At 65.3% G+C, this 19,397-nt stretch carries 16 protein-coding genes and 1 tRNA gene; 7 read left to right on the forward strand and 10 right to left on the reverse strand.

The window, feature by feature from the left end; translation table 11 throughout:
* Positions 1 to 41 precede the first annotated feature (41 nt).
* Entirely contained in the window at positions 42 to 1,943 is a 1,902-nt protein-coding gene (locus tag KZX42_RS16585; protein WP_248121205.1) for a BCCT family transporter, read from the reverse strand.
* Positions 1,944 to 2,091: 148 nt separating this feature from the next.
* On the opposite strand from KZX42_RS16585, the gene KZX42_RS16590 reads away from it, so the two are divergent.
* Positions 2,092 to 4,371, forward strand: coding sequence for a TonB-dependent receptor (locus KZX42_RS16590; RefSeq protein ID WP_248121207.1), 2,280 nt, complete (start codon positions 2,092 to 2,094; stop codon positions 4,369 to 4,371).
* 142 nt (positions 4,372 to 4,513) lie between these two features.
* Positions 4,514 to 7,102 carry an ATP-dependent chaperone ClpB gene (gene clpB, locus KZX42_RS16595; RefSeq protein ID WP_248121208.1) on the forward strand — a complete coding sequence of 863 codons (2,589 nt, stop codon included), beginning with the start codon at positions 4,514 to 4,516 and terminating at the stop codon, positions 7,100 to 7,102.
* Here clpB and KZX42_RS16600 read toward each other — a convergent pair whose 3' ends face one another.
* The 3 genes from KZX42_RS16600 to prmC form a co-directional block, all read right to left on the reverse strand.
* Positions 7,103 to 8,623 carry a GNAT family N-acetyltransferase gene (locus KZX42_RS16600; RefSeq protein WP_248121210.1) on the reverse strand — a complete coding sequence of 507 codons (1,521 nt, stop codon included), beginning with the start codon at positions 8,621 to 8,623 and terminating at the stop codon, positions 7,103 to 7,105.
* Positions 8,535 to 9,032, reverse strand: coding sequence for an ASCH domain-containing protein (locus KZX42_RS16605; protein ID WP_248121212.1), 498 nt, complete (start codon positions 9,030 to 9,032; stop codon positions 8,535 to 8,537). The genes KZX42_RS16600 and KZX42_RS16605 overlap by 89 nt, the downstream gene beginning before the upstream one ends.
* Positions 9,033 to 9,377: 345 nt before the next feature.
* Positions 9,378 to 10,289 carry a peptide chain release factor N(5)-glutamine methyltransferase gene (prmC, locus tag KZX42_RS16610; RefSeq protein WP_248121214.1) on the reverse strand — a complete coding sequence of 304 codons (912 nt, stop codon included), beginning with the start codon at positions 10,287 to 10,289 and terminating at the stop codon, positions 9,378 to 9,380.
* 77 nt (positions 10,290 to 10,366) lie between these two features.
* Between prmC and KZX42_RS16615 the strand changes: the two genes are divergently transcribed.
* Positions 10,367 to 11,665, forward strand: coding sequence for a YihY/virulence factor BrkB family protein (locus tag KZX42_RS16615; RefSeq protein WP_248121216.1), 1,299 nt, complete (start codon positions 10,367 to 10,369; stop codon positions 11,663 to 11,665).
* 49 nt (positions 11,666 to 11,714) lie between these two features.
* Here the strand turns inward: KZX42_RS16615 and hslU are convergent, their stop codons facing one another.
* Together hslU and KZX42_RS16625 are read right to left on the reverse strand one after the other, a co-directional pair.
* Positions 11,715 to 13,016 carry an ATP-dependent protease ATPase subunit HslU gene (gene hslU, locus KZX42_RS16620; protein WP_248121218.1) on the reverse strand — a complete coding sequence of 434 codons (1,302 nt, stop codon included), beginning with the start codon at positions 13,014 to 13,016 and terminating at the stop codon, positions 11,715 to 11,717.
* 69 nt (positions 13,017 to 13,085) lie between these two features.
* Positions 13,086 to 14,075, reverse strand: coding sequence for a DUF2268 domain-containing putative Zn-dependent protease (locus tag KZX42_RS16625; protein ID WP_248121220.1), 990 nt, complete (start codon positions 14,073 to 14,075; stop codon positions 13,086 to 13,088).
* Positions 14,076 to 14,230: 155 nt separating this feature from the next.
* On the opposite strand from KZX42_RS16625, the gene KZX42_RS16630 reads away from it, so the two are divergent.
* On the forward strand, positions 14,231 to 14,761 hold the full coding sequence (locus KZX42_RS16630; RefSeq protein ID WP_248121222.1) for a GNAT family protein: 531 nt from the start codon (positions 14,231 to 14,233) through the stop codon (positions 14,759 to 14,761).
* Between the two features lie 68 nt (positions 14,762 to 14,829).
* Here the strand turns inward: KZX42_RS16630 and ppa are convergent, their stop codons facing one another.
* Positions 14,830 to 15,387 carry an inorganic diphosphatase gene (gene ppa, locus KZX42_RS16635; RefSeq protein WP_248121224.1) on the reverse strand — a complete coding sequence of 186 codons (558 nt, stop codon included), beginning with the start codon at positions 15,385 to 15,387 and terminating at the stop codon, positions 14,830 to 14,832.
* 130 nt (positions 15,388 to 15,517) lie between these two features.
* Between ppa and KZX42_RS16640 the strand changes: the two genes are divergently transcribed.
* Positions 15,518 to 16,201, forward strand: coding sequence for a DUF599 family protein (locus KZX42_RS16640; RefSeq protein WP_248121226.1), 684 nt, complete (start codon positions 15,518 to 15,520; stop codon positions 16,199 to 16,201).
* Positions 16,202 to 16,435: 234 nt separating this feature from the next.
* Here the strand turns inward: KZX42_RS16640 and KZX42_RS16645 are convergent, their stop codons facing one another.
* The gene (locus KZX42_RS16645; RefSeq protein WP_248121228.1) at positions 16,436 to 17,260 is read right to left on the reverse strand and encodes an N-formylglutamate amidohydrolase; all 825 of its coding nucleotides are present in this window, start codon (positions 17,258 to 17,260) and stop codon (positions 16,436 to 16,438) included.
* A gap of 111 nt (positions 17,261 to 17,371) precedes the next feature.
* Here KZX42_RS16645 and KZX42_RS16650 point away from each other — a divergent pair, with 111 nt between their 5' ends.
* Both KZX42_RS16650 and KZX42_RS16655 read left to right on the forward strand, forming a co-directional pair.
* The gene (locus tag KZX42_RS16650) at positions 17,372 to 17,728 is read left to right on the forward strand and encodes a response regulator (protein ID WP_248121230.1); all 357 of its coding nucleotides are present in this window, start codon (positions 17,372 to 17,374) and stop codon (positions 17,726 to 17,728) included.
* A gap of 126 nt (positions 17,729 to 17,854) precedes the next feature.
* Positions 17,855 to 17,929 (forward strand) — tRNA-Val (locus tag KZX42_RS16655).
* A 250-nt stretch (positions 17,930 to 18,179) separates the two neighbouring features.
* On the opposite strand, the gene KZX42_RS16660 is transcribed toward KZX42_RS16655, so the two are convergent.
* A complete protein-coding gene (locus tag KZX42_RS16660) occupies positions 18,180 to 18,986 on the reverse strand; it encodes a hypothetical protein (protein WP_248121232.1) in 807 nt (268 codons plus the stop codon).
* A 227-nt stretch (positions 18,987 to 19,213) separates the two neighbouring features.
* On the reverse strand, positions 19,214 to 19,397 hold a 184-nt coding region (locus KZX42_RS16665), incomplete at its 5' end, for a hypothetical protein (protein WP_348983651.1).

Here is a 19,397-nt window from a genome sequence, read left to right on the forward strand (position 1 = left end):
ACTCCGACGAAGACCCCGCGACGCTAGCGCCCCACATCGGCTTACGCCAGTCGCCAGCCCTGCAGCTTGTCCAGGACGTCGGCGACGATCTGGCTATGGGTGAAGCCGGTGATGTCGTGGGGGCGTTCGCCGGCGCCGGTCTGGGCGGTCAGGCGCCATTCCAGAGGGCGCCGGCCGACGGGGGCGTCGCGCTGGGTGATGGCGGGACGGGCGCGGGATCGGGCGCCCAGCCGATACATGAACACCCGGTCGGCGTGACGGATCGTCAGCCAGGCGGCGGCGTCGTCGCGACCGATCTCGGCGTCGGAATCCTCGGCGCCCAGGGCGGCGTAGACCGTCTCGAGCGCGGGCAGGCCCTGGCGTTCGATCTCCTTTAGGATGTCGCTGAGGCTGGCCGGCGTCATGATCCGCTTCAGCTGTTGCGTCAGGGGCGCGGCCTCGGTGGTCAGGGTCTCGCCGCTCAGGTCGGCGTTCATCTGACGGAACAGGCCGAAGACCAACAGGATCATGATGATGCAGAAGGGCAGGGCGGCCACCAGGGTCGCGGCCTGCAAGGCCCCTAGGCCGCCGGCCAGCAGCAGCAGGGCCGCCGCCGCCCCCTGCATCACGCACCAGTAGATCCGCTGCCAGCGTGGGGTGTCGTCCGCCCCCCCCGAGGCCAGGGTGTCGATCACCAGAGAGCCTGAATCCGCCGAGGTCACGAAAAAGACCCCCACCAGCAGGATCGCCAGGGTCGAGGTGAACAGCGTGCCCGGAAGCTGTTCGAAGAAGTGGAACATGGCCGTGGACAGATCGGCCTGCACCGCCTGGGAAATCGCGCCAGCCGCCTGGCCCATGTCATAGGCCATGGCCGTATTGCCGAAGACCGTCATCCACAGGAAGGTGAAGCCGGTCGGCACCAGCAGCACGCCCACCACGAATTCGCGCACCGTGCGCCCGCGCGAGATGCGGGCGATGAACATGCCCACGAACGGCGACCAGGCGATCCACCAGGCCCAGTAGAACAGGGTCCAGTCCGCCATCCAGGCCCGCGGCTCATAGGCGTAGAGGGTGAAGGTGCGCTGGAAGAAGTGGTCCAGATACAGGCCGAAATTCTGCACCAGCGCACGCAGCAGGAACAGGGTCGGCCCCGCGAACAGGACGAACAGCATCAGACAGACCGCCAGGATCAGGTTCAGCTCCGACAGCCGGCGCACGCCTTTCTCCACGCCCGACAGCACCGACAGGGTCGCGATCCCCATAACCGCCACGATCAGTCCGACCTGGATCAGCACCGTGTTGGGAATGCCGAACACATAGTTCAGGCCCGCCGCCATCTGCGCCACGCCCAGCCCCAGCGAGGTGGCGATGCCGAACAGGGTGCCGCAGATGGCGAAGATGTCGACCGCATCGCCGATCGGCCCGTTGATCCGCCTGCCCAGCAGGGGGAACAGGCCCGACCGCATGGTCAGGGGCAGGCCCTTCCGGTGCGCGAAATAGGCCAGGCTGAGTCCAACGACCGCATAGATGGCCCAGGCGTGGACGCCCCAATGGGTGAAGGTGATGACCATGGCCTCGCGCGCGGCCTTGACCGTGCCGGGCGCCTCGTCGGGCGGGGCGATATAGTGCTGCACCGGCTCGGCGACGGCGAAATACATCAGGCCGATGCCCATGCCCGCCGCGAACAGCATGGCCAGCCACGACAGATAGGGGAAGTCGGGATCGGCGTCGTCCGGCCCCAGTTTCAGCCGCCCGGTCGGCCCGACCGCCAGCCAAACCACAGCCCCCAGAAAGCCCGCCACGGCCGCGACGTAGAACCAGCCGAAGGTGTCGATCACCCAGGCCTGGGCGTGTCCGAAGATCAGGTCCGAGGTGTTGGGCGCAACCAGCGTCATCAGCGGCAGGACGCCCGCGATGGCGCTGGCGCCCCAGAACACGCGGGGGTTCATCTTTGTGGTCAGCATCGCGCCAAAGCGTATGGCGACGCTGACGGTTCCCCAAGCTTGGCCACGCGGCCGCCTTGTCGATGAAAAAGATGTAACTCGGGCGCGCGGGCGCCGCCTGATAGTTGCGAAAAGATAGGCGGCGCGGAAACGCCGTAGGGGGACGTCAATGTCGATCATCAAACTCGCGCCCGTGGTCGGCGCTGTCCTGGCCCTGCCCGCCGGCGCGGCCCTAGCCCAGACCCCGGCGGCCGCCACGCCGCCTGCACAGGCCCAAGCTCCGGCCCAAACTCCGGCTCAGTCTCGGGAACAGACCCCGCCCGCCCCGCCGACCGCCAACGACCAGAAGGCCCCCGCCGCTGTGGGCGACGTCGTGGTCAACGCCCGCGCCGCGGACGTCCGCACCTCCATCGATTCCATCAGCTACAGCCTGGCCAACGACCTGCAGGCCACGACCGGCAGCCTGGCCGACGCCCTGCGCAACGTGCCTTCCGTCGATGTTGACCCGGAAGGCAATGTCTCCCTGCGCGGCGACGCCAATGTGACTATTCTGGTGGACGGCCGTCCGTCCGGCATCCTGACCGGCCCCGGTCGCGGCCAGGCGCTGATCCAGTTGCCCGCCAGCCAGTATGCGCGCATCGAGGTGATGACCAATCCGTCCGCCGCCTACAGCCCCGAAGGCTCGGGCGGGGTCATCAATCTGATCACCAAGCCCACGGCGCCCAAGCCGGGCACCCAGACGACCGGCTCGTTGCGCGTCAACGTCGGCGACAACGGCCGCTGGAACACCGGCCTCAGCGGTTCGTATCAGAAGGACCGTCTGACCCTGTCGGGCGACTTCAGCTACCGCGCCGATCCCACCGACATCACCATCCTGCGCCAGCGCGATCAGCGCGATCCGATCACCGGCGCCACGGTTTCGACCACGCGGATGGATCAGGACGTCGCCTCCGAGCAGAACGGCGCCTTCGGCCGCCTGACCGCCGAATACAAGTTGGACGACAAGACCCAGCTGACCGGCGAACTGCGTGGCGTCGCCTTCGATGGAAGCGGCGCGGGCGGCGGCCTGTTCGAGACACGCGACGCCAGTGGCGCGGTGACCAGCAGCTATCGCCGCGACGGCGCCTCGGACTTCGACTTCGCCAACTGGGGCGTCACCGCCCGCGTGCTGCGCCGCTTTGACGATGCGGGTCACGAATGGTCCAACGAGCTGCGCTATGACAAGAACAGCAACGACAGCTCGGGTCTCGCCGTCACCGACTATCTGATCCCGGCCGGTCAGGCGCTGTACGAACGCACCGCCAACGCCACCGATCAGGTCAACTGGGGCTTCACCAGCGCCTACACCCGTCCGCTGTCGACCGGCGGCAAGCTGCGTCTGGGGTACGAGCTGAACGACCAGCGCCCGGAACAGCGCACCGACTTCCTGCGCGGCCCGTCCGAGGCGGCGGTGGTCCCGGTTCCGGCCCTGAACAATCGGTTCGAGGCGCGCCAGACGGTCCACGCCCTCTACACCACCTATGAGCGGCCTCTGGGCGAGAAGCTGTCCGGCCAGCTGGGTCTGCGGCTGGAGCGGGCTGACATCCGGATCGAGGATCTGACCGGCGGGGCCGCGGCGTCCCAGGACTATTTCCGGGCCTATCCGACCGCCCATCTGCAGTATCAGCTGAACCCCGAACAAACCCTGCGCGCCAGCTATTCGCGCCGCATCCAGCGGCCCCAGCCCAGCCAGCTGAATCCCTTCGTCTCCTATCAGGACCCGCTGAACCGGCGGTCCGGCAATCCCGACCTGCAGCCGCAGGAGACGGATTCGTTCGAGGCCATGTGGCAGATGCGGAAGGGCCAGAGCTTCTATCAGGCCACCGCCTATCTGCGCGACACCGACAAGGCCTTCACCGACGTGGCGACCGACATCGGCGGCGGGGTCCTGCTGACCCGGCCAGAGAACCTGGGGTCGCGCCGCGACATCGGCCTGGAGTTGACGGCCAACGGCCGCCTGCACCCGACCCTGCGCTACAACGCCAGCATCAACGTCTTCCGTCAGGAGATCGACGCCGGGGCCGTGGCGGGCGGCGGCGACCGCGAGTCCACCCTGGCCAGCGGCCGTCTCAGTCTGAACTGGCAGCCGACGACCAAGGACTTCGTCCAGCTGAGCGGCTTCTGGCAGGGCGACAGCCTGTTGGCCCAGGGCACGCGCGAGGCCGGCGGCATGGTCAATCTGGGCTATCGCAGAAAGCTCAGCGACACCCTGTCGTTCAACTTCACCGGCCGCGACCTGTTCAACTCGTTCAGCAACACGACCGTCTATGACACGCCGCTGTTCAGCGAGCGGAACGAGCAGAAGATCAAGCTGCGCGCCTTCTATGTCGGCCTGACCTGGAACTTCGGCGGCGGCCAGCGTCGCCAGCCCGAACAGTTCGACTTCTCGACCGGCCCGTCGGGCGGTTGAGGCCCCGCGCGGGCGGGCGAAAATCTCCGTCAGCCGACCCCTTGTGTGCCTCATCCGCCACACCATCTCGGTTTCACAGACCCGCGTCGTCGCTTCCTGAAAGGGCGTCGCGGGCGGAAATCCACCTGATGAGGGGACACCGATGAATCTCGAACTCTATTCCGACCGCGCCAAACAGGCCGTCCAGTCGGCACAGTCGCTGGCCTTGGCCCGCCGTCACCAGCAGTTCGCGCCCGAGCATCTGCTGAAGGTGCTGCTGGAGGAACGCGACGGCCTGGCGCGCAATCTGATCACGGCCGCCGGCGGCGACGCCCGCCGGGCCGAGGCCGATGTCGAAACCGCCCTGAAGAAGCGCGCCCAGGTTTCGGGCGGGTCGGGCCAGCTCTATCTGGACGGCGACACCGCCCGCGTCTTCGCCGCCGCCGAGCAAGCTTCCAAATCGGCCGGGGACGCCTTCGTCACCACTGAACGCCTGCTGGCCGCGCTGGCCAAGGAAGGCGGGGTCGCCGCCGAGGTGCTGAAGGCCTCGGGCGTCACGGCCGACAAGCTGGACGCCGCCATCGCCGAGGTGAGGAAGGGCAAGACCGCCGACAGCGCGGGCGCCGAGGATGGCTATGACGCCCTGAAACGCTACGCCCGCGACCTGACCCTGGCCGCCCGCGACGGCAAGATCGACCCGGTCATCGGCCGCGACGAGGAAATCCGCCGCACCATCCAGGTCCTGGCCCGCCGCACCAAGAACAACCCCGTCCTGATCGGGGAACCCGGCGTCGGCAAGACCGCCATCGTCGAGGGCCTGGCCCTGCGCATCGTCAACGGAGACGTGCCCGAATCCCTGCGCGACAAGACCGTCATGGCCCTGGACATGGGCAGCCTGATCGCAGGCGCCAAATACAGGGGCGAGTTCGAGGAGCGGCTGAAGTCCGTCTTGGCGGAAGTCTCCGCCGCCGAGGGGGGCGTCATCCTGTTCATCGACGAGATGCACACCCTGGTCGGGGCCGGTAAGGGCGACGGGGCGATGGATGCGTCGAACCTGCTGAAGCCGGCCTTGGCGCGCGGCGAACTGCACTGCGTCGGCGCGACCACGCTGGATGAGTATCGCAAGCACGTGGAGAAGGACGCGGCCCTGGCCCGTCGCTTCCAGCCGGTCTTCGTCGCGGAGCCCACTGTTGAGGACACGGTGTCGATCCTGCGCGGACTGAAGGAGAAGTACGAGGTCCACCACGGGGTCCGCATCAGCGACAGCGCCATCGTCGCCGCCGCCACCCTGTCGAACCGCTACATCACCGACCGCTTCCTGCCGGACAAGGCCATCGACCTGATCGACGAGGCCGCCAGCCGCGTGCGCATGGCCGTGGACTCCAAGCCCGAGGCCCTGGACGAGATCGACCGCCGCCTGGTCCAGCTCAAGATCGAACGCGAGGCCCTGAAGAAGGAAACCGATACGGCGTCCAAAGCCCGTCTGGAGAAGCTGGAGGACGAGATCGCCGATCTGGAAGGCCAGTCCGACGATCTGACCACCCAGTGGAAGGCCGAAAAGGACAAGGTCGGCCAGGGCGCCCAGCTGCGCGAAACCCTGGACCGCCTGCGCCTGGAACTCGCCAACGCCCAGCGCGCCGGCGACTTAGGGAGGGCATCAGAGATCGCCTACGGTCAGATCCCCCAGATCGAAAAACAGCTCGAAGACGCCGAGGCGAACGAAACCAGCGGAAAAGGCCCTCTGACCCTCGAGGTCGTCGACGCCGAACAGATCGCCGCCGTCGTCAGCCGCTGGACCGGGGTGCCGGTCGACAAGATGCTGGAAGGCGAGCGCGAAAAACTGCTTCAGATGGAGACCGCGCTCGGCGGTCGCGTCGTCGGTCAGGACGAGGCTCTGGCCGCCGTCTCCGACGCCGTGCGCCGCGCCCGCGCCGGCCTGAACGACCCGAACCGTCCGCTCGGCAGCTTCCTGTTCCTGGGCCCGACCGGCGTGGGCAAGACCGAACTGACCAAGGCCCTGGCCGACTTCCTGTTCGACGACGAGGCGGCCATCACCCGCCTGGATATGTCGGAATATATGGAGAAACACTCGGTCAGCCGCCTGATCGGCGCCCCTCCCGGCTATGTCGGCTATGACGAGGGCGGCGCCCTGACCGAGGCCGTGCGTCGTCGCCCCTATCAGGTCGTCCTGTTCGACGAGGTCGAAAAGGCCCACCCCGACGTCTTCAACGTGCTGCTGCAAGTGCTGGACGACGGCCGCCTGACGGACGGGCAGGGCCGAACCATCGACTTCCGCAATACCCTGATCATAATGACCTCCAACCTGGGCAGCCAGTATCTGGCCGATCAGGGCGAGGGCGATGATGTGGAGGCTGTGCGCCCCTTCGTCATGGAGGCCGTGCGCGCCCACTTCCGGCCCGAGTTCCTGAACCGGATCGACGAGATCATCCTGTTCCACCGCCTGGGCCGCGACCAGATGGGCGGCATCGTCCGCATCCAGCTGTCACGCTTCGAGAAACTGCTCGCCGACCGCCGCCTGACCCTGGACCTGGACGACAGCGCCCTGGCCTGGCTCGCCGACCGCGGCTACGACCCCGCCTATGGCGCGCGGCCGCTGAAGCGGGTGATCCAGAAGGACCTGGTGGACCCGATCGCGCGCAAGCTGCTGGCCGGCGAGATCGAGGACGGCGGGGTGATCGCCGTCACCGCTGGCGAGGGCGGATTGGAGATCGGGAAGATGCGGGTGCATTGACTAAGCCGCCTCTAGATTGCCGCGGACGATTTGCTCGAGCAGCTTGAGGCGATTTCCCGAGACTCCAACGAAAGACTGCGGAGGGCCGTCGAGCAATCCTCGGCCCTCGACGTCCTTCCGCTGGAGAGGTTCTTTCAGGTATCCGTAAAATAAAAAAGTGAGTGCCTTTAGTCCCGGCTTTCGTACGAGGCTTTCTAGCTCCTCGTTTGTGTAGACTGATCTTTTAGCAACGATAGTAACTGCCTGCTCGTAGTCTGCTATGTGGTCGTATCGCTCGGCTATTCCCACGGCAGCGATCGCGCTTTTGACGCCCGTTTCGTTGTCGCTGGATCTGTAAAACGCGATGAGGGTCCCCGGTGCGACTTCGCTGGTTGGCGTATAGCCTAGATAGACTTTTCTAATGCTGTTGGACGGGCTGGAGCGTTCCGGCGTTCCCTGTGACCAAGCAGATGCGAAAAGATCGCCCGGCATATCGGCCAAACGTGATGCTGCCTCTGGGAAAAGGCGATCATGGTAGCCGGGTCGCACAGGGACGATCAGCCCGTTGTGGAAGATTGACGGCCAAGCGGGATAGTTTCGACGTACTCGGACAGCGTCGGAAGCATCTAATTTTTGCGTCCGATCCCAGTGCTTGGCATAAACAAGCTCGCCGTTACTTTGCTCAGAGACATTTCGAAAACCGAACGATTGGATCAACTCGCGCAGAGCAATCTGCTTTGGAAACACGGTCAAATATGTCGTGTCATATCCGCCATCATAAGCGAAGCACATCGCCTGTCTGAGTAACTGCTCTCCTAGCCGACCGCCGCGATAGCGCTCCGAAACTTTGAATGTGCAGAGTTTGAGAACGCGCTCTCCAACCACGCCCTCCGGTGTTTCGTCGCTGGCTTCATCCTTGAATATGACTAAAGCAGCTATCGAGCTATCGTCCTCAACAACCCAACACTCACGATCATTCTTTCGGCACTTTTCCATCCAAGCGGCGAAAGGCGGATAGTCTTCAATCAAAGAACCAAAAATTGGGTCGCTGGGCTTAAGTTCGTAGCAGAATATTCTAGATACCGATTTGAGCACATAGTCGATGCGCGCGTATGTGCCGTTGATAAAATCTAGCGCCTGACGAACTGTCAGAACCTTTTGTCCGAGACCTCGGCGGTGGGCCCTCGTGTGAAGCCCTTGGTCCTCAGTTATCAGGGCGTCCACGATGCCATCATAGAGCGCACTGAGAATGTGGGCGTCAGACAGATCGTTGTCGTTACGTATCTCTCCGAAGTCTTTCGTTAAGGCAGCTGCGTCTCGCCAGCTATTCTTCACATGCGGATACTTTGCGGCCTTGGATAGTGAAATTGATCTGCGCGAAACGTCCGGATCGCGCTTGATGTCAGCTAAGGTAGCTTCATGAATGTGTGAGGTGTGACCTTTTGCTTGTAGATCACGCAGCAGCGAGGCGTAGGAATCCGGTGTGGCTCTTGCGTCCTCCACTGGGATCAGAATGTTGGTGTCCAGCAGAAATTTGGCCATGCCGAAGAAGCGCCGCCGTTACGTGATCGGGTATCTCTCTGTAAGATTGTGGCGCTTGCAACTCATATTTTTCCATCATGGCGCTTAGAGGCACTGGGACTGGAAACTTTGTTGCAGACCTTATGCTGATCGCGAAGCCGTCCTCTAGCCCGTCGAAATATGAGAAGAACGCATCCCGTAAGATGCCGCCTTCGCGTTCCGCCACGCTCCAGAGGGAATGCAATGGCATGGCGTTAACCGAGGTGATGACTGCCACGCCAGTTATGGCTTTCGTAGGCATGGTTTCGTAAACCAGCATCAACGAACCCACAGAAATCCGGGGCGAAACTCGGCGGCGAAGTTCGACCGTTTTCAGTCCATCGAAAATCTGAGCGCAGTATTCTGGCTTGATGCTGAATATGTAGGCCATACAGCGCTTTCCGTCTTCTGGCAGCAAAGTGACGTGACAATCCTAAGGTGCCATTAATCACGTCAATGTTGAGCATGACGACACTCTGCGTCAATCTCGGACGTGAACGCGTAAACGCTCGCAGCAGTCCTAAAGAAAGCCGCCAGCCCGCGCATCTGCGACGCATATCGCGAACGATTCCAACACCCTGCCGCCCGCCAGCGTCATCCTCCTGCCCACGCCCCCGAACCGTGCGACCCTGTCTCGGTTCGTCCGCAGGGGACGCATCGCACGGTCGGGGAGGGGCAATTCAGACGAATTAGACGAATTAGACGGTGTTTTTGTCCGCCGACCGTCTGATCTCGGTCAGTCCTGCGGGATCGGATTGGTGCGCGGGTCGGGGCCGTTGGTGACGACGCGGTCGCGGTCGCCCAGGTCCTGGATGATCTTGACGTCGGTGAAGCCGACGGCCTCGAACAGCGCCTTGACCTGCGGGCCTTGGTCGAAGCCGATCTCGACGGCGAAGACGCCCAGCGGCTTCAGGATGCGTTTCACCTCGGGCGCGAGGTCACGGTAAGCCTGCAGGCCGTCGGGGCCGCCGTCCAGGGCCAGGTGCGGGTCGTGGTCGCGGACCTCCGGGTCCAGGGTCGCGATATGGTCGGTCGGGATATAGGGCGGGTTGGACAGCACCAGGTCGAAGCTGGCGTCGCCGAAGCCCGCGGCCCATTCGGTGCGCAGGAAGGTCGCGCGCTCGTTCAGGTCCAGATTGGCGGCGTTCTCCTTGGCCACCGCCAGGGCCTCCGACGAGATATCCGTGCCGACGCCCCTGGCGGCCGGCCGCTCGCTGAGCAGGGCCAGCAGGATCGCCCCCGAGCCGGTCCCCAGGTCGATGGCCTCGAACGCCTCGTTCTTGGCGAAGGCCAGCATGGCCACGTCCATCAGGGTCTCGGTGTCGGGGCGGGGGCTGAGGACGTCGGGGGTGACATTCAGCATGATCTTCCAGAACCCCTTCTTGCCGACGATGCGCGACACCGGCTCGCGCCTCATCCGGCGCTCGACCATGGTCTCATAGGCGCTCAGCTGATCGGCGGTGATGGGCCGATAGGGGTCGGTCAGGATGTCCATGCGGCTGGCGCCGGCGGCGGCCTCCAGCAGCAGGCGCGCGTCGATGGCGGGGCTGTCGATGCGGCCGGTCTTCAGCCGGGCCTGCGCCGCCTTCCAGGCGGTCAGCAGAGTGGGGGCGTCGTCGACGGGCTTTGGCGTGATCGGGTCGGTCATGGGCGTTGATTGGCCCCAGCCGACGACGATTTCAAGCATTTGCGGAACGCGCGGCCAGCTATACCGTTCGCCTGTCCATGTCCAAGCACGCCTCGCCCCTGTCCCGTCTGACCGCCGCCGTCTCGGCCCGTTCGCCCCTGCGGCGTGGATGGCGGGGGGGCGGCGGCCTGTGGCGCTATCTGGCGGCGGCGGCCGGCGGACTGGCGGCCGGCGCGGGCGCGGCCCATCTGCTCTACAGCCAGGGGCACAAGGTGGGGGTGGAGCTTCGCGCGCCCCGGCCCGAGGTCCTGCCGCCGCCCCCGCCCACGCCCGCCGATTACGACGCCAAGGAGCCGGGACGGGGGCGTCTGGCGGACCGTCCGCACCGTATCCCGCGCAAGGGCTGGACCGACATCGTCTGGCGGGCCGGAGCGTCCTATTTCGGCGACCGCGTGGGCTTTGTGGCGGGCGGCGTGACCTTCTTTACCCTGTTGTCGCTGTTCCCGCTGCTGGGTTCGTTCGTGACGCTGTACGGCCTGTTCGCCGATCCGGCCGACGCCTGGGGGCGGCTTCAGTTCCTCTACGCCCTGATGCCCGACAGTATCGCGGAGTTCCTGGGCGCCCAGATGCAACGGCTGGCCGAGAACTCCAACACCCAGTTGACCCTGACCCTGATCTGGACCCTGATCCTGTCGCTGTGGGCGGCCAACGGGGCGGTCAAGATGCTGTTCTACGGGCTGAACGTCGCCTATCACGAGACAGAGAAGCGCAACTTCATCCGCTACAACCTGACCTGCCTGACCTTCACCATCGGCGGCCTGCTGGCGGTGCTGGTGACGTCGGGCCTGGTGGTCGGGGTGCCGGTGGTGGTGCGCCTGTTCGGGCTGGAGGAGGAGTGGGGTTTGTTCGCCCCCTTGCGCTGGCCCCTGCTGTTCGCCGGTTATGTGCTGGCCCTGATGGGCATCTATCGATACGGCCCGTGCCGCCAGAACGCGCGCTGGCGCTGGCTGACGCCGGGCGCGATCTTCGCGGCGACGCTGAGCGTCAGCCTGTCGTTGGCGTTCAGCTGGTATCTGAGCCACTTCGTGCGGACCGACAGCTATGGCCCGTTGGCGGCCATGATGGGTTTCCTTCTGTGGACCTGGCTGTCGGTGCAGGTGATCCTGCTGGGGGCCGCGCTGAACGCCGAGATCGAGCATCAGACCGCCGTGGACACCACCACCGGCAAGCCGCTGCCGCTAGGCGAGCGGGGCGCCATGGTCGCCGACAGCGTGGGCGCCCGGCGCGGCAACCCCGCCGCCCTGGCCTTCACCCAGCGTCAGGCCGAGGCTGTGGCCGACAAGCTGCTGAAGCGCCGCTTGAAGCGCAACGGCCGACAAGGCGACGAGCGCGCCTGATCGTCATTCCGGGTTCCTCGCCTTGCTGGGCCCGGAATGACGCTGGGTGTCAGAGGATGAACCGGCTCAGGTCCACGTCCTTGGTCAGGGCGTCCATGCGGTCGCGCACCGCCGGGGCGTCGAAGGTGACGGTCTGGCCGGACAGGTCCGAGGCCCTGAAGCTGGTTTCCTCCAGCACGCGCTCCAGGACGGTCTGAAGCCGGCGGGCGCCGATGTTCTCGACCGCGCTGTTGGCCGCCACCGCCGCATCGGCCATGGCTTCCACCGCATCGTCGGTGAAGATCAGGGTGACGTCCTCGGTGGCCAGCAGGGCCTGGTTCTGGCGGATCAGATTGGCTTCCGGCTCGGTCAGGATGCGCTTGAAGTCGTCGCGGGTCAGGGCCTTCAGCTCGACCCGGATCGGCAGCCGGCCCTGAAGCTCGGGCAGCAGGTCCGAGGGCTTGGCGACGTGGAAGGCGCCCGAGGCGATGAACAGGATGTGGTCGGTCTTCACCGGCCCGTATTTGGTCGAGACGGTGGTCCCCTCGATCAGGGGCAGGAGGTCGCGCTGCACCCCCTCGCGCGACACGTCGGCGCCGGATGCGCCCTGGCGCGCCGCCACCTTGTCGATCTCGTCCAGGAAGACGATGCCCTCGTTCTCGGCCAGCGACAGGGCCTCGCTGGTCAGGCTGTCCTGGTCCAGCAGCTTGTCGCCTTCCTCGGCGATCAGGGGCGGGGTCGCGTCGCGCACGGTCAGCTTGACGGTCTTGGTGCGCCCGCCGCCCATCTTGCCCAGCATCTCCGACAGGTTCAGCAAACCCACATTGCCGCCGCCGGGGATGTCCAGTCCCTGGATTGGCGAGGCGTTGTCGGCCAGCGAAATCTCGATCTCCTTGTCGTCCAGTTCGCCGGCGCGCAGCTTCTTTCTGAAACTGTCGCGGGTCGCAGCCCCCGCGCCCGGCCCGACCAGGGCGTCCAGGATGCGGTCCTCCGCGGCGGCCTCGGCCTTGGCCCGTACGTCGCCGCGCCGACGGTCGCGCACCATGACCAGGGCGCTCTCCACCAGGTCGCGCACGATCTGGTCCACGTCGCGGCCGACGTAGCCGACCTCGGTGAACTTGGTCGCTTCGACCTTCAGGAAGGGCGAGCCGGCCAGCTTGGCCAGGCGCCGCGCGATCTCGGTCTTGCCCGCGCCGGTCGGCCCGATCATCAGGATATTCTTGGGCGTCACCTCATCGCGCAGGTCGCTCGGCACGCGCTTCCGGCGCCAGCGGTTTCTCAGGGCGACGGCGACGGCGCGCTTGGCGTCGATCTGGCCGACGATGTAGCGATCCAGTTCCGAGACGATCTCGCGGGGGGTCAGTTCAGTCATGCCGACCAGATAGGAGGCCGCAAACCGTTGCGGGAGAGGGCAGGGCGTCGCGGCGCGTCAAATCCTCGATCAAACGCCCGCGTCCAGATAGCCCGAGCCGTCGACGAAAGCCTGCACCGCCGCCTGATCGGCATAGTCCAGTTCCAGCATCGTCTTTATCGCGGCCGCCTTGTCCGGCGCGCGGTCATAGTAGCGGCTGGCGATGACATAGCCGACGTAATAGCCTAGGTCGGCCGTGCCGAACGGGTTGTTGACCCCATTGTACAGCCAGCCGCTGAAGTCCTCGCCGTTCATGTCGGCGCGGAAGGCCGTCCTGATCGCCGCATCGTGGGCCGGGCCATAGGTCACATAGGGCAGTTTCGGCAGCCGGCCGGTGGCTTTTTCGGCCACGAAATCGGCGACGCCTTCATACACCACCTGGGCCAGCAGGGTCTGGCGCTCGCCCCGCTGTTGGGTGTGGACCACCTCGTGCGCAGCCAGCAGGTCCAGGTTCTCCAGCGGATCGCTGGCGAAATAGGTGGTGAAGAAGCGCTTCAGATTGGGCGGCATCTGCGACAGGTCCACGCTGGCGTCGCCGGCAGCCATCTCGACCCCGATCAGCACCTTGTCGTCCTGGGTCGTGCCGGCCGAGCGCAGGGCGCCGACCTCGAAATAGACGCTGGCGGGACGCAGGTCGGGATAAAGTTCGCGCAGTCGCGCCAGATGGATCTCCAGCTTCTCCAGCGCCTGACCCGCCAGGGCCGTGCGCGGACGCACCGTGTCCCAATAGGCCGGATAGGCGCGGATCGCGTCGAGGAAGGTGTCTATCGTATAGCCCTTGGCCTGCATGAAGGCGGCCAGGCCCGGCGTGCCCTGGTCGATGTAGAGCCGTTGGAACAGATCGCGCTGGCGGGCCGGATCGCTCTCGGCGCGCACGGCGTCATAGGCGGCCCAGAAACGGGCGATGTCGCCGTCGACGACCTGGACACGCGGTGTGGGAGCGGCGGGCGACTGGGCCGTCACGGGCGCGGACGACAGGACGGCGAGCGCCGTAAAGGCGGCGAACAGGACGTGGCGCATGATGGTCTCCCCTCGAAGGACGGGCATGGGGACCCAAGCGCCGCTGGGGCTCAAATGAAATCGGTGTAATCCTCGGGCCGGTCAGGGGCGTCATGTCGCGCCGTGCCCGCCGCCGTCCTGCGCTAGGACTGTGGCCGCCTAACCGGAGACTGCGGATGACATCGATTGAGACGGATCGGCTGATCCTGAGGGATTTTCAGGCCGGCGACGCCGTCGACCTGTTCGCCTATCTGCATCGGCCCCGCGCCGATTGCTTCCTGTCGATGCAACTGGCCGACATGGAGGCTGCTGAAGCCGAGGCGGCCAAGCGTGGTGCAGCCGGCGAATACATCGCCGTCCAGTCCAAGGCCGACGGGCGCGTGATCGGCGATGTCTTCGCCCATTTCGAAGAGCCGGACACCTGGTCCATCGGCTGGAACTTCAACGCCGACTTCGCCGGGGTCGGCTATGCGTTCGAAGCGGCGAGCGCCCTGGTGCGGCATCTGTTTGATGACAAACAGGCGCGTCGTCTCTACGCCTATGTGGAGGATGACAATCTGGCGTCCCAGCGGCTGTGCGAACGGCTGGGCATGCAGCGCGAGGGACTGTTCCGGGATTTTGTCTCTTTCGTGAACGATGTCCGGGGCCAGCCGATCTACGTCAACACCTTTCAGTACGCCCTCCTGAGGCGTGAATGGCCGGGCTGAGGCGGAGTAAAAAAAGGCGCCCCCCTGCCGGAGAGCGCCTTTTGCGGCTCATCGCTGTCTGCGCCGGATCAGGCGGCGTTGGCGGCCTTCTTGGCCAGCTTGTCCTGATGGGCCTTCATCCCGGCCTCGATCAGGGCGGCAGCTTCGCCTGCGTCGCCCCAGCCCTTTACCGTGACCGACTTGCCCTTCTCCAGATCCTTGTAGCGGGTGAAGAAGTGCTCGATCTGCTCGATCAGGATGGCCGGCAGCTGACGGTAGCTGGCGATCTCGGTGTAATAGGGGTTCAGCTTGTCGACCGGCACGGCCAGGATCTTCTCGTCGCCGCCGGCCTCGTCCACCATCATCAGCACGCCGATGGGACGCGAACGGATCACGCAGCCCGGAACGACCGGCGTGGGGTTCAGCACGATCACATCGCACGGATCGCCGTCGTCAGACAGGGTGTGGGGGATGAAGCCGTAGTTGCCCGGATAATACATGGCCGTGTGCAGAAAGCGGTCGACGAACAGGGCGCCCGATTCCTTGTCCATCTCATATTTCACCGGCAGGCCCCCTTGAGGGATTTCGATGACGACGTTGATGTCCCAGGGGGCGTTCGGACCGACGGGAATGGCGTCCAGGTTCATGGCGGGTCTTTGCTGCGACTGCGAAATTCTGAAAGGCGAAGGGTGATAGGCCGCGCGGGCGCGAACGGCAAGCGCGACCTGTGGCGAACGGGCTTGCCTAGGCCCGGCGGATCGCGGACATCATGACGTCATGACCTGGATCGACTGGGCGGCGCTGGCCCTCTTCTTCATCTGCTGGCTGGGCTATGGACCCATCCTGTCCTTCATCAGCAGGAAGGGCGGGTCGCTGAACGACGACATGACCCATGTGCGCGCCATGTGGATGCGATCCATGACGCACCGGGAGATGAAGCTGATCGACAGCCAGCTGATGGGTCATTCCATCAACTCCGCCTCCTTCTTCGCCTCGACCAATCTGCTGCTGATCGCGGCGGTGGCGGGCATATTGTTTGGCGGCGAGAGCGCTCTGCAGGGATTCGCGGCGGTCGGGGCCGAGAATGTGCCGACCCGGATATTGGAGGCCAAGCTGGCCCTGGTGCTGATCTGCCTGGCGCGCGGCTTCCTGGATTTCATCTGGGCCCTGCGTCAGATGAACTACGCCCTGGCTCTGATCGGATCGGCGCCGGAGTTGCATTCCAATACCGACCGCAAGGCGTTCAGCGAGGCGGCGGGCCAGTTGCTGAACCCGGCGCTCAGTTCGTTCAGCCAGGGGGTGCGCGGCTATTACTTCGCCCTGGCGGCGGCGGCCTGGCTGTTCGGGCCGTTGTGGCTGGCGCTGGGCGTGGCGTCGTCGTTCGGCCTTCTGATCTATCGCCAGGAGGCGTCGCCGGCCGCCCGCGCAATCCGAAATGCGCGCCGTCTGCTGGAGCATTGATCCTTGCGTCTTCGCACCTGCGAAATCGGCTGCATGTTCGACTTTGGTCTAGGACGTAGTCAGAACGTTGGAATTACGTAACACGGCGTGACAACTGGGGCCTTGACCCATTGTGCATCGCAACCTAGATTGTTCTTCGACGTCTCCGGACGTCTTGCCCTTCCTGGGCGTTTCCTCCCTATAGACTTATATGCCGCACCCTCGGGTGCGGCTTTTTTTTGATCTGATCAACGATCAGTCAGCCCAGCGTTCCGCGCACAGGGCGGCGATGACCCGGCTCAGCGCCTTGTGCGTGCGGCCATAGCCGGCGCTGGGCGTCAGGGTCGCCTCGTTCAGGTAAAGGCCCCGGCTGATCTCGATCTGGATGGCTTCATACCCCTCGTCCGGCCGGCCCCAGCATTGCGTGGACCATCCCCCGGCGTAAGGGCGGTTCAGCGACACCCGCCACCCCAGTCCCTCGAACAGGTCGCGCAGCCTGCGGGTCAGTCGTGCGCTGCAGGCCGAGCCATAACGGTCGCCCAGCACCACTTCGACCCCCGCCGCACGCGCCGGCATGGAATGCCAGTCGATCAGCACCGCCCGCCCGCGCCGCGCCCGCGTCGCCTGCATCAGTTCTCCCAGCGCCTTGTGATAGGGGCGGTGGACTGTCTCGATTCGCGTCTCGGCCTCTTCCCGCCTCATGCGCCGCGCGTAGAGCGGCGTGCCGTCGCCGGCCAGGCGCGGCAGCACCCCATAGCCCGCCGCCGTCTTGGCCCCGACCGGGCCGTCCAAACCCTCGATCAGGGCGGGGTCCAGTTCGCCCGGATCTCGGTTCAGATCGACATAGGCCCGGCCGATCCGACCCTCGATCAGCGACGCGCCCCAACGCGGCCCATCGGCGATCAGTTGGGCGACCAGGGCGTCCTCGGCGCTTCTCAGGCTGGCGGCGGTCAGGCCCGGCGTGGCGCCCATGTCCTCGGGATAGAGGTCGCCCGAATGGGGCGAGGCGAACACCAGGGCCGTGGCCTCGGCCGTCGGCGACGCCGGGGTGATGCAGAAGCTGTCGCCGACGTCGGTCATGCCCCGGCATAGCGGGTTTCGCTGTGGAAGGAAGTCGGCTGATCGTTGAATTTCATGGGCGGTTTACCGTTGGGGCCCTAGGCTGGCCGTCAGTTTCAAGGGTGTTTCTCCATGGCGCGTATCCTCCTGGCCGAAGACGACGGCTCCCTGCGCGGGTTTCTGACCCGGGCGCTGGAGCGTGCGGGCCACCAGGTGATCGACTGCGAGAATGGCGACGACGCCATCGACGCCTTGGAACACGGCCCCTACGACCTGCTTTTGACCGACATCGTCATGCCGGGCGCGGACGGGATCGAGGTGGCGCGCGTCGCCGCCGCTCGCCAGCCGGGCCTACGCATCATGTTCATCACCGGCTTCGCCGCCGTCGCCCTGACCGCCGCCCAGGCCAAGCCGGACGCCAAGGTCCTGTCCAAGCCCGTCCATCTGCGCGACCTGGTCAACGAGGTCGAGCGCATGGTCGCCGCCTGACGCCTTTGTCCGACGACGTTTTTCGAGAAATCTCTTTCTTGCCGTGAAATCGGCTTGATGCCGACAGGCCGCGCCGCTATACGACCGCTCTTCCCGCTCCGAACCGCTTTTTCGGAGCCCTACGGCGGATGCGTAGCTCAGCGGGAGAGCACCTCGTTGACATCGAGGGGGTCACAGGTTCAATCCCTGTCGCGTCCACCATTTCCTTCAATAACTTAGCTGATTTCCGTACATAGCCGCTGCCCAGAAACTGGCCAGAAACCCGGCTGCGAAGTTGTTGTTCAGCCACCAGGTCCTCGTCCGGCACTAGTCGGACGGTGCACTTCAGCAGCCGCTCGTGACTCTTAACGGCGGTTGGGAACGTCGACTGCTGGGCAGGTCGCAGCCGCTCAGCATAGGTGTCCAAAGCGGCCTCTCCCATCAGGCAGGTTGGGTCAGGAAGACGGCGAACCTACCGATAGGGACTCAGGACGGGCGGACCGCCGTCGTAGATGGGGTCCATCGCCGACCAATCGCCGTGATGACTGATCCGAACGAGACCGGCTCCGTGTGCCTTCGCCCAGCTATCCAGCATCAGGCCCAGGAACTGGGCGTCTTGGATCGGGATGTCGGTTTGGCGGCAGACCAAAAGCAGGGGGTAGCCCTCACCGCCACCCGGTAGCCTGATCCTGTGGCTCTCAATGATGGCCAAGACGTATCTGATCTCGGGATAGCCGCTTTCGACGGCCTCAATGGCCGCCTTGATTGAATAGCCGATGCAAGCCGCGTCGATCATAGGCTCGCCGTCGTTCATCAGGACGAGCATTCCGGCCGCATCGTCCAGCGACAGGCCCTCCCGAGTGGACGCGACTTGCTCGTTGGTTTTCTGGAGATGGCGTCGGACGGCCCGCGACGAGAGGTCGAGAACGGCCTTATAAACCGCTTGGCTGTCATCCAGGCCGTCAACGATCTGACTGAGGCCGACTTGGCCGAAGACGATCGGGCCGCCCGGCTGAGCGAACCGCTCGCGAAGACGGTTCTCGACGCGATCCTTGGGGTCGCCGTTCAGCGTCTTCAGTTCGAAGATGAACGCCCGGTTGGCCAGCAAGTAGTCGGCCTTGCTCGCCGAACCGATGACGTCGGCAAATTTGGCGTCATCCAGCGACTCCGTCATCGGAGACGATTCCAGAAAGGCTTTGACGCGATCCTCCAAACCGCCGTCGCGCGGACCGGTCGCCGGAACCGCGAAGAGTGTCAGATAAAAGTCCGAAGCGGCCACGCCAAATCCCCGTTTGCGCGCTGGATACCCTCGTTCTTGGGATCTGAGAACGCGGTGGGGCAGTTCTCCACCGATTTCGCGTCGGACACTCATGGGTGGGCTGCGGAGCAAAATGCTCCGAACCCCTCACCAAGGAGCCAAATGGCCTTTCGAATCTCTGACGCCGCCGCATCGGCGGCCCTGACCGCCCTCAACACGGCAATCAGAACGTCGGCGACGATCAAGTTCTACAAGGGCTCGCAGACCGCCACGGTGGAGATCTCTGCGACGGGAAACCGGATGAGGTGTGCGAACAGCATCTCGACCTTCTTCCGTTCGCGTCGGGAGGTGACGTAGGCGTCGGCCCTGGCGATGTCGCGGGCGACGTCCCTGGCGTCTTCGTGGATGGAACGGGTCACCTTCCGAGCCGGC

The organism is Brevundimonas sp. EYE_349 (assembly GCF_023147505.1).
In the GTDB taxonomy this organism is placed as follows: domain Bacteria; phylum Pseudomonadota; class Alphaproteobacteria; order Caulobacterales; family Caulobacteraceae; genus Brevundimonas.

Excerpts from the sequence above, each read along its gene's own strand:
- KZX42_RS16585 (WP_248121205.1), bottom strand. The coding sequence starts at position 1,943 with ATGCTGACCACAAAGATGAACCCCCGCGTGTTCTGGGGCGCCAGCGCC.
- KZX42_RS16590 (WP_248121207.1), top strand. The coding sequence starts at position 2,092 with ATGTCGATCATCAAACTCGCGCCCGTGGTCGGCGCTGTCCTGGCCCTG.
- clpB (WP_248121208.1), top strand. The coding sequence starts at position 4,514 with ATGAATCTCGAACTCTATTCCGACCGCGCCAAACAGGCCGTCCAGTCG.
- KZX42_RS16600 (WP_248121210.1), bottom strand. The coding sequence starts at position 8,623 with ATGGCCAAATTTCTGCTGGACACCAACATTCTGATCCCAGTGGAGGAC.
- KZX42_RS16605 (WP_248121212.1), bottom strand. The coding sequence starts at position 9,032 with ATGGCCTACATATTCAGCATCAAGCCAGAATACTGCGCTCAGATTTTC.
- prmC (WP_248121214.1), bottom strand. The coding sequence starts at position 10,289 with ATGACCGACCCGATCACGCCAAAGCCCGTCGACGACGCCCCCACTCTG.
- KZX42_RS16615 (WP_248121216.1), top strand. The coding sequence starts at position 10,367 with ATGTCCAAGCACGCCTCGCCCCTGTCCCGTCTGACCGCCGCCGTCTCG.
- hslU (WP_248121218.1), bottom strand. The coding sequence starts at position 13,016 with ATGACTGAACTGACCCCCCGCGAGATCGTCTCGGAACTGGATCGCTAC.
- KZX42_RS16625 (WP_248121220.1), bottom strand. The coding sequence starts at position 14,075 with ATGCGCCACGTCCTGTTCGCCGCCTTTACGGCGCTCGCCGTCCTGTCG.
- KZX42_RS16630 (WP_248121222.1), top strand. The coding sequence starts at position 14,231 with ATGACATCGATTGAGACGGATCGGCTGATCCTGAGGGATTTTCAGGCC.
- ppa (WP_248121224.1), bottom strand. The coding sequence starts at position 15,387 with ATGAACCTGGACGCCATTCCCGTCGGTCCGAACGCCCCCTGGGACATC.
- KZX42_RS16640 (WP_248121226.1), top strand. The coding sequence starts at position 15,518 with ATGACCTGGATCGACTGGGCGGCGCTGGCCCTCTTCTTCATCTGCTGG.
- KZX42_RS16645 (WP_248121228.1), bottom strand. The coding sequence starts at position 17,260 with ATGACCGACGTCGGCGACAGCTTCTGCATCACCCCGGCGTCGCCGACG.
- KZX42_RS16650 (WP_248121230.1), top strand. The coding sequence starts at position 17,372 with ATGGCGCGTATCCTCCTGGCCGAAGACGACGGCTCCCTGCGCGGGTTT.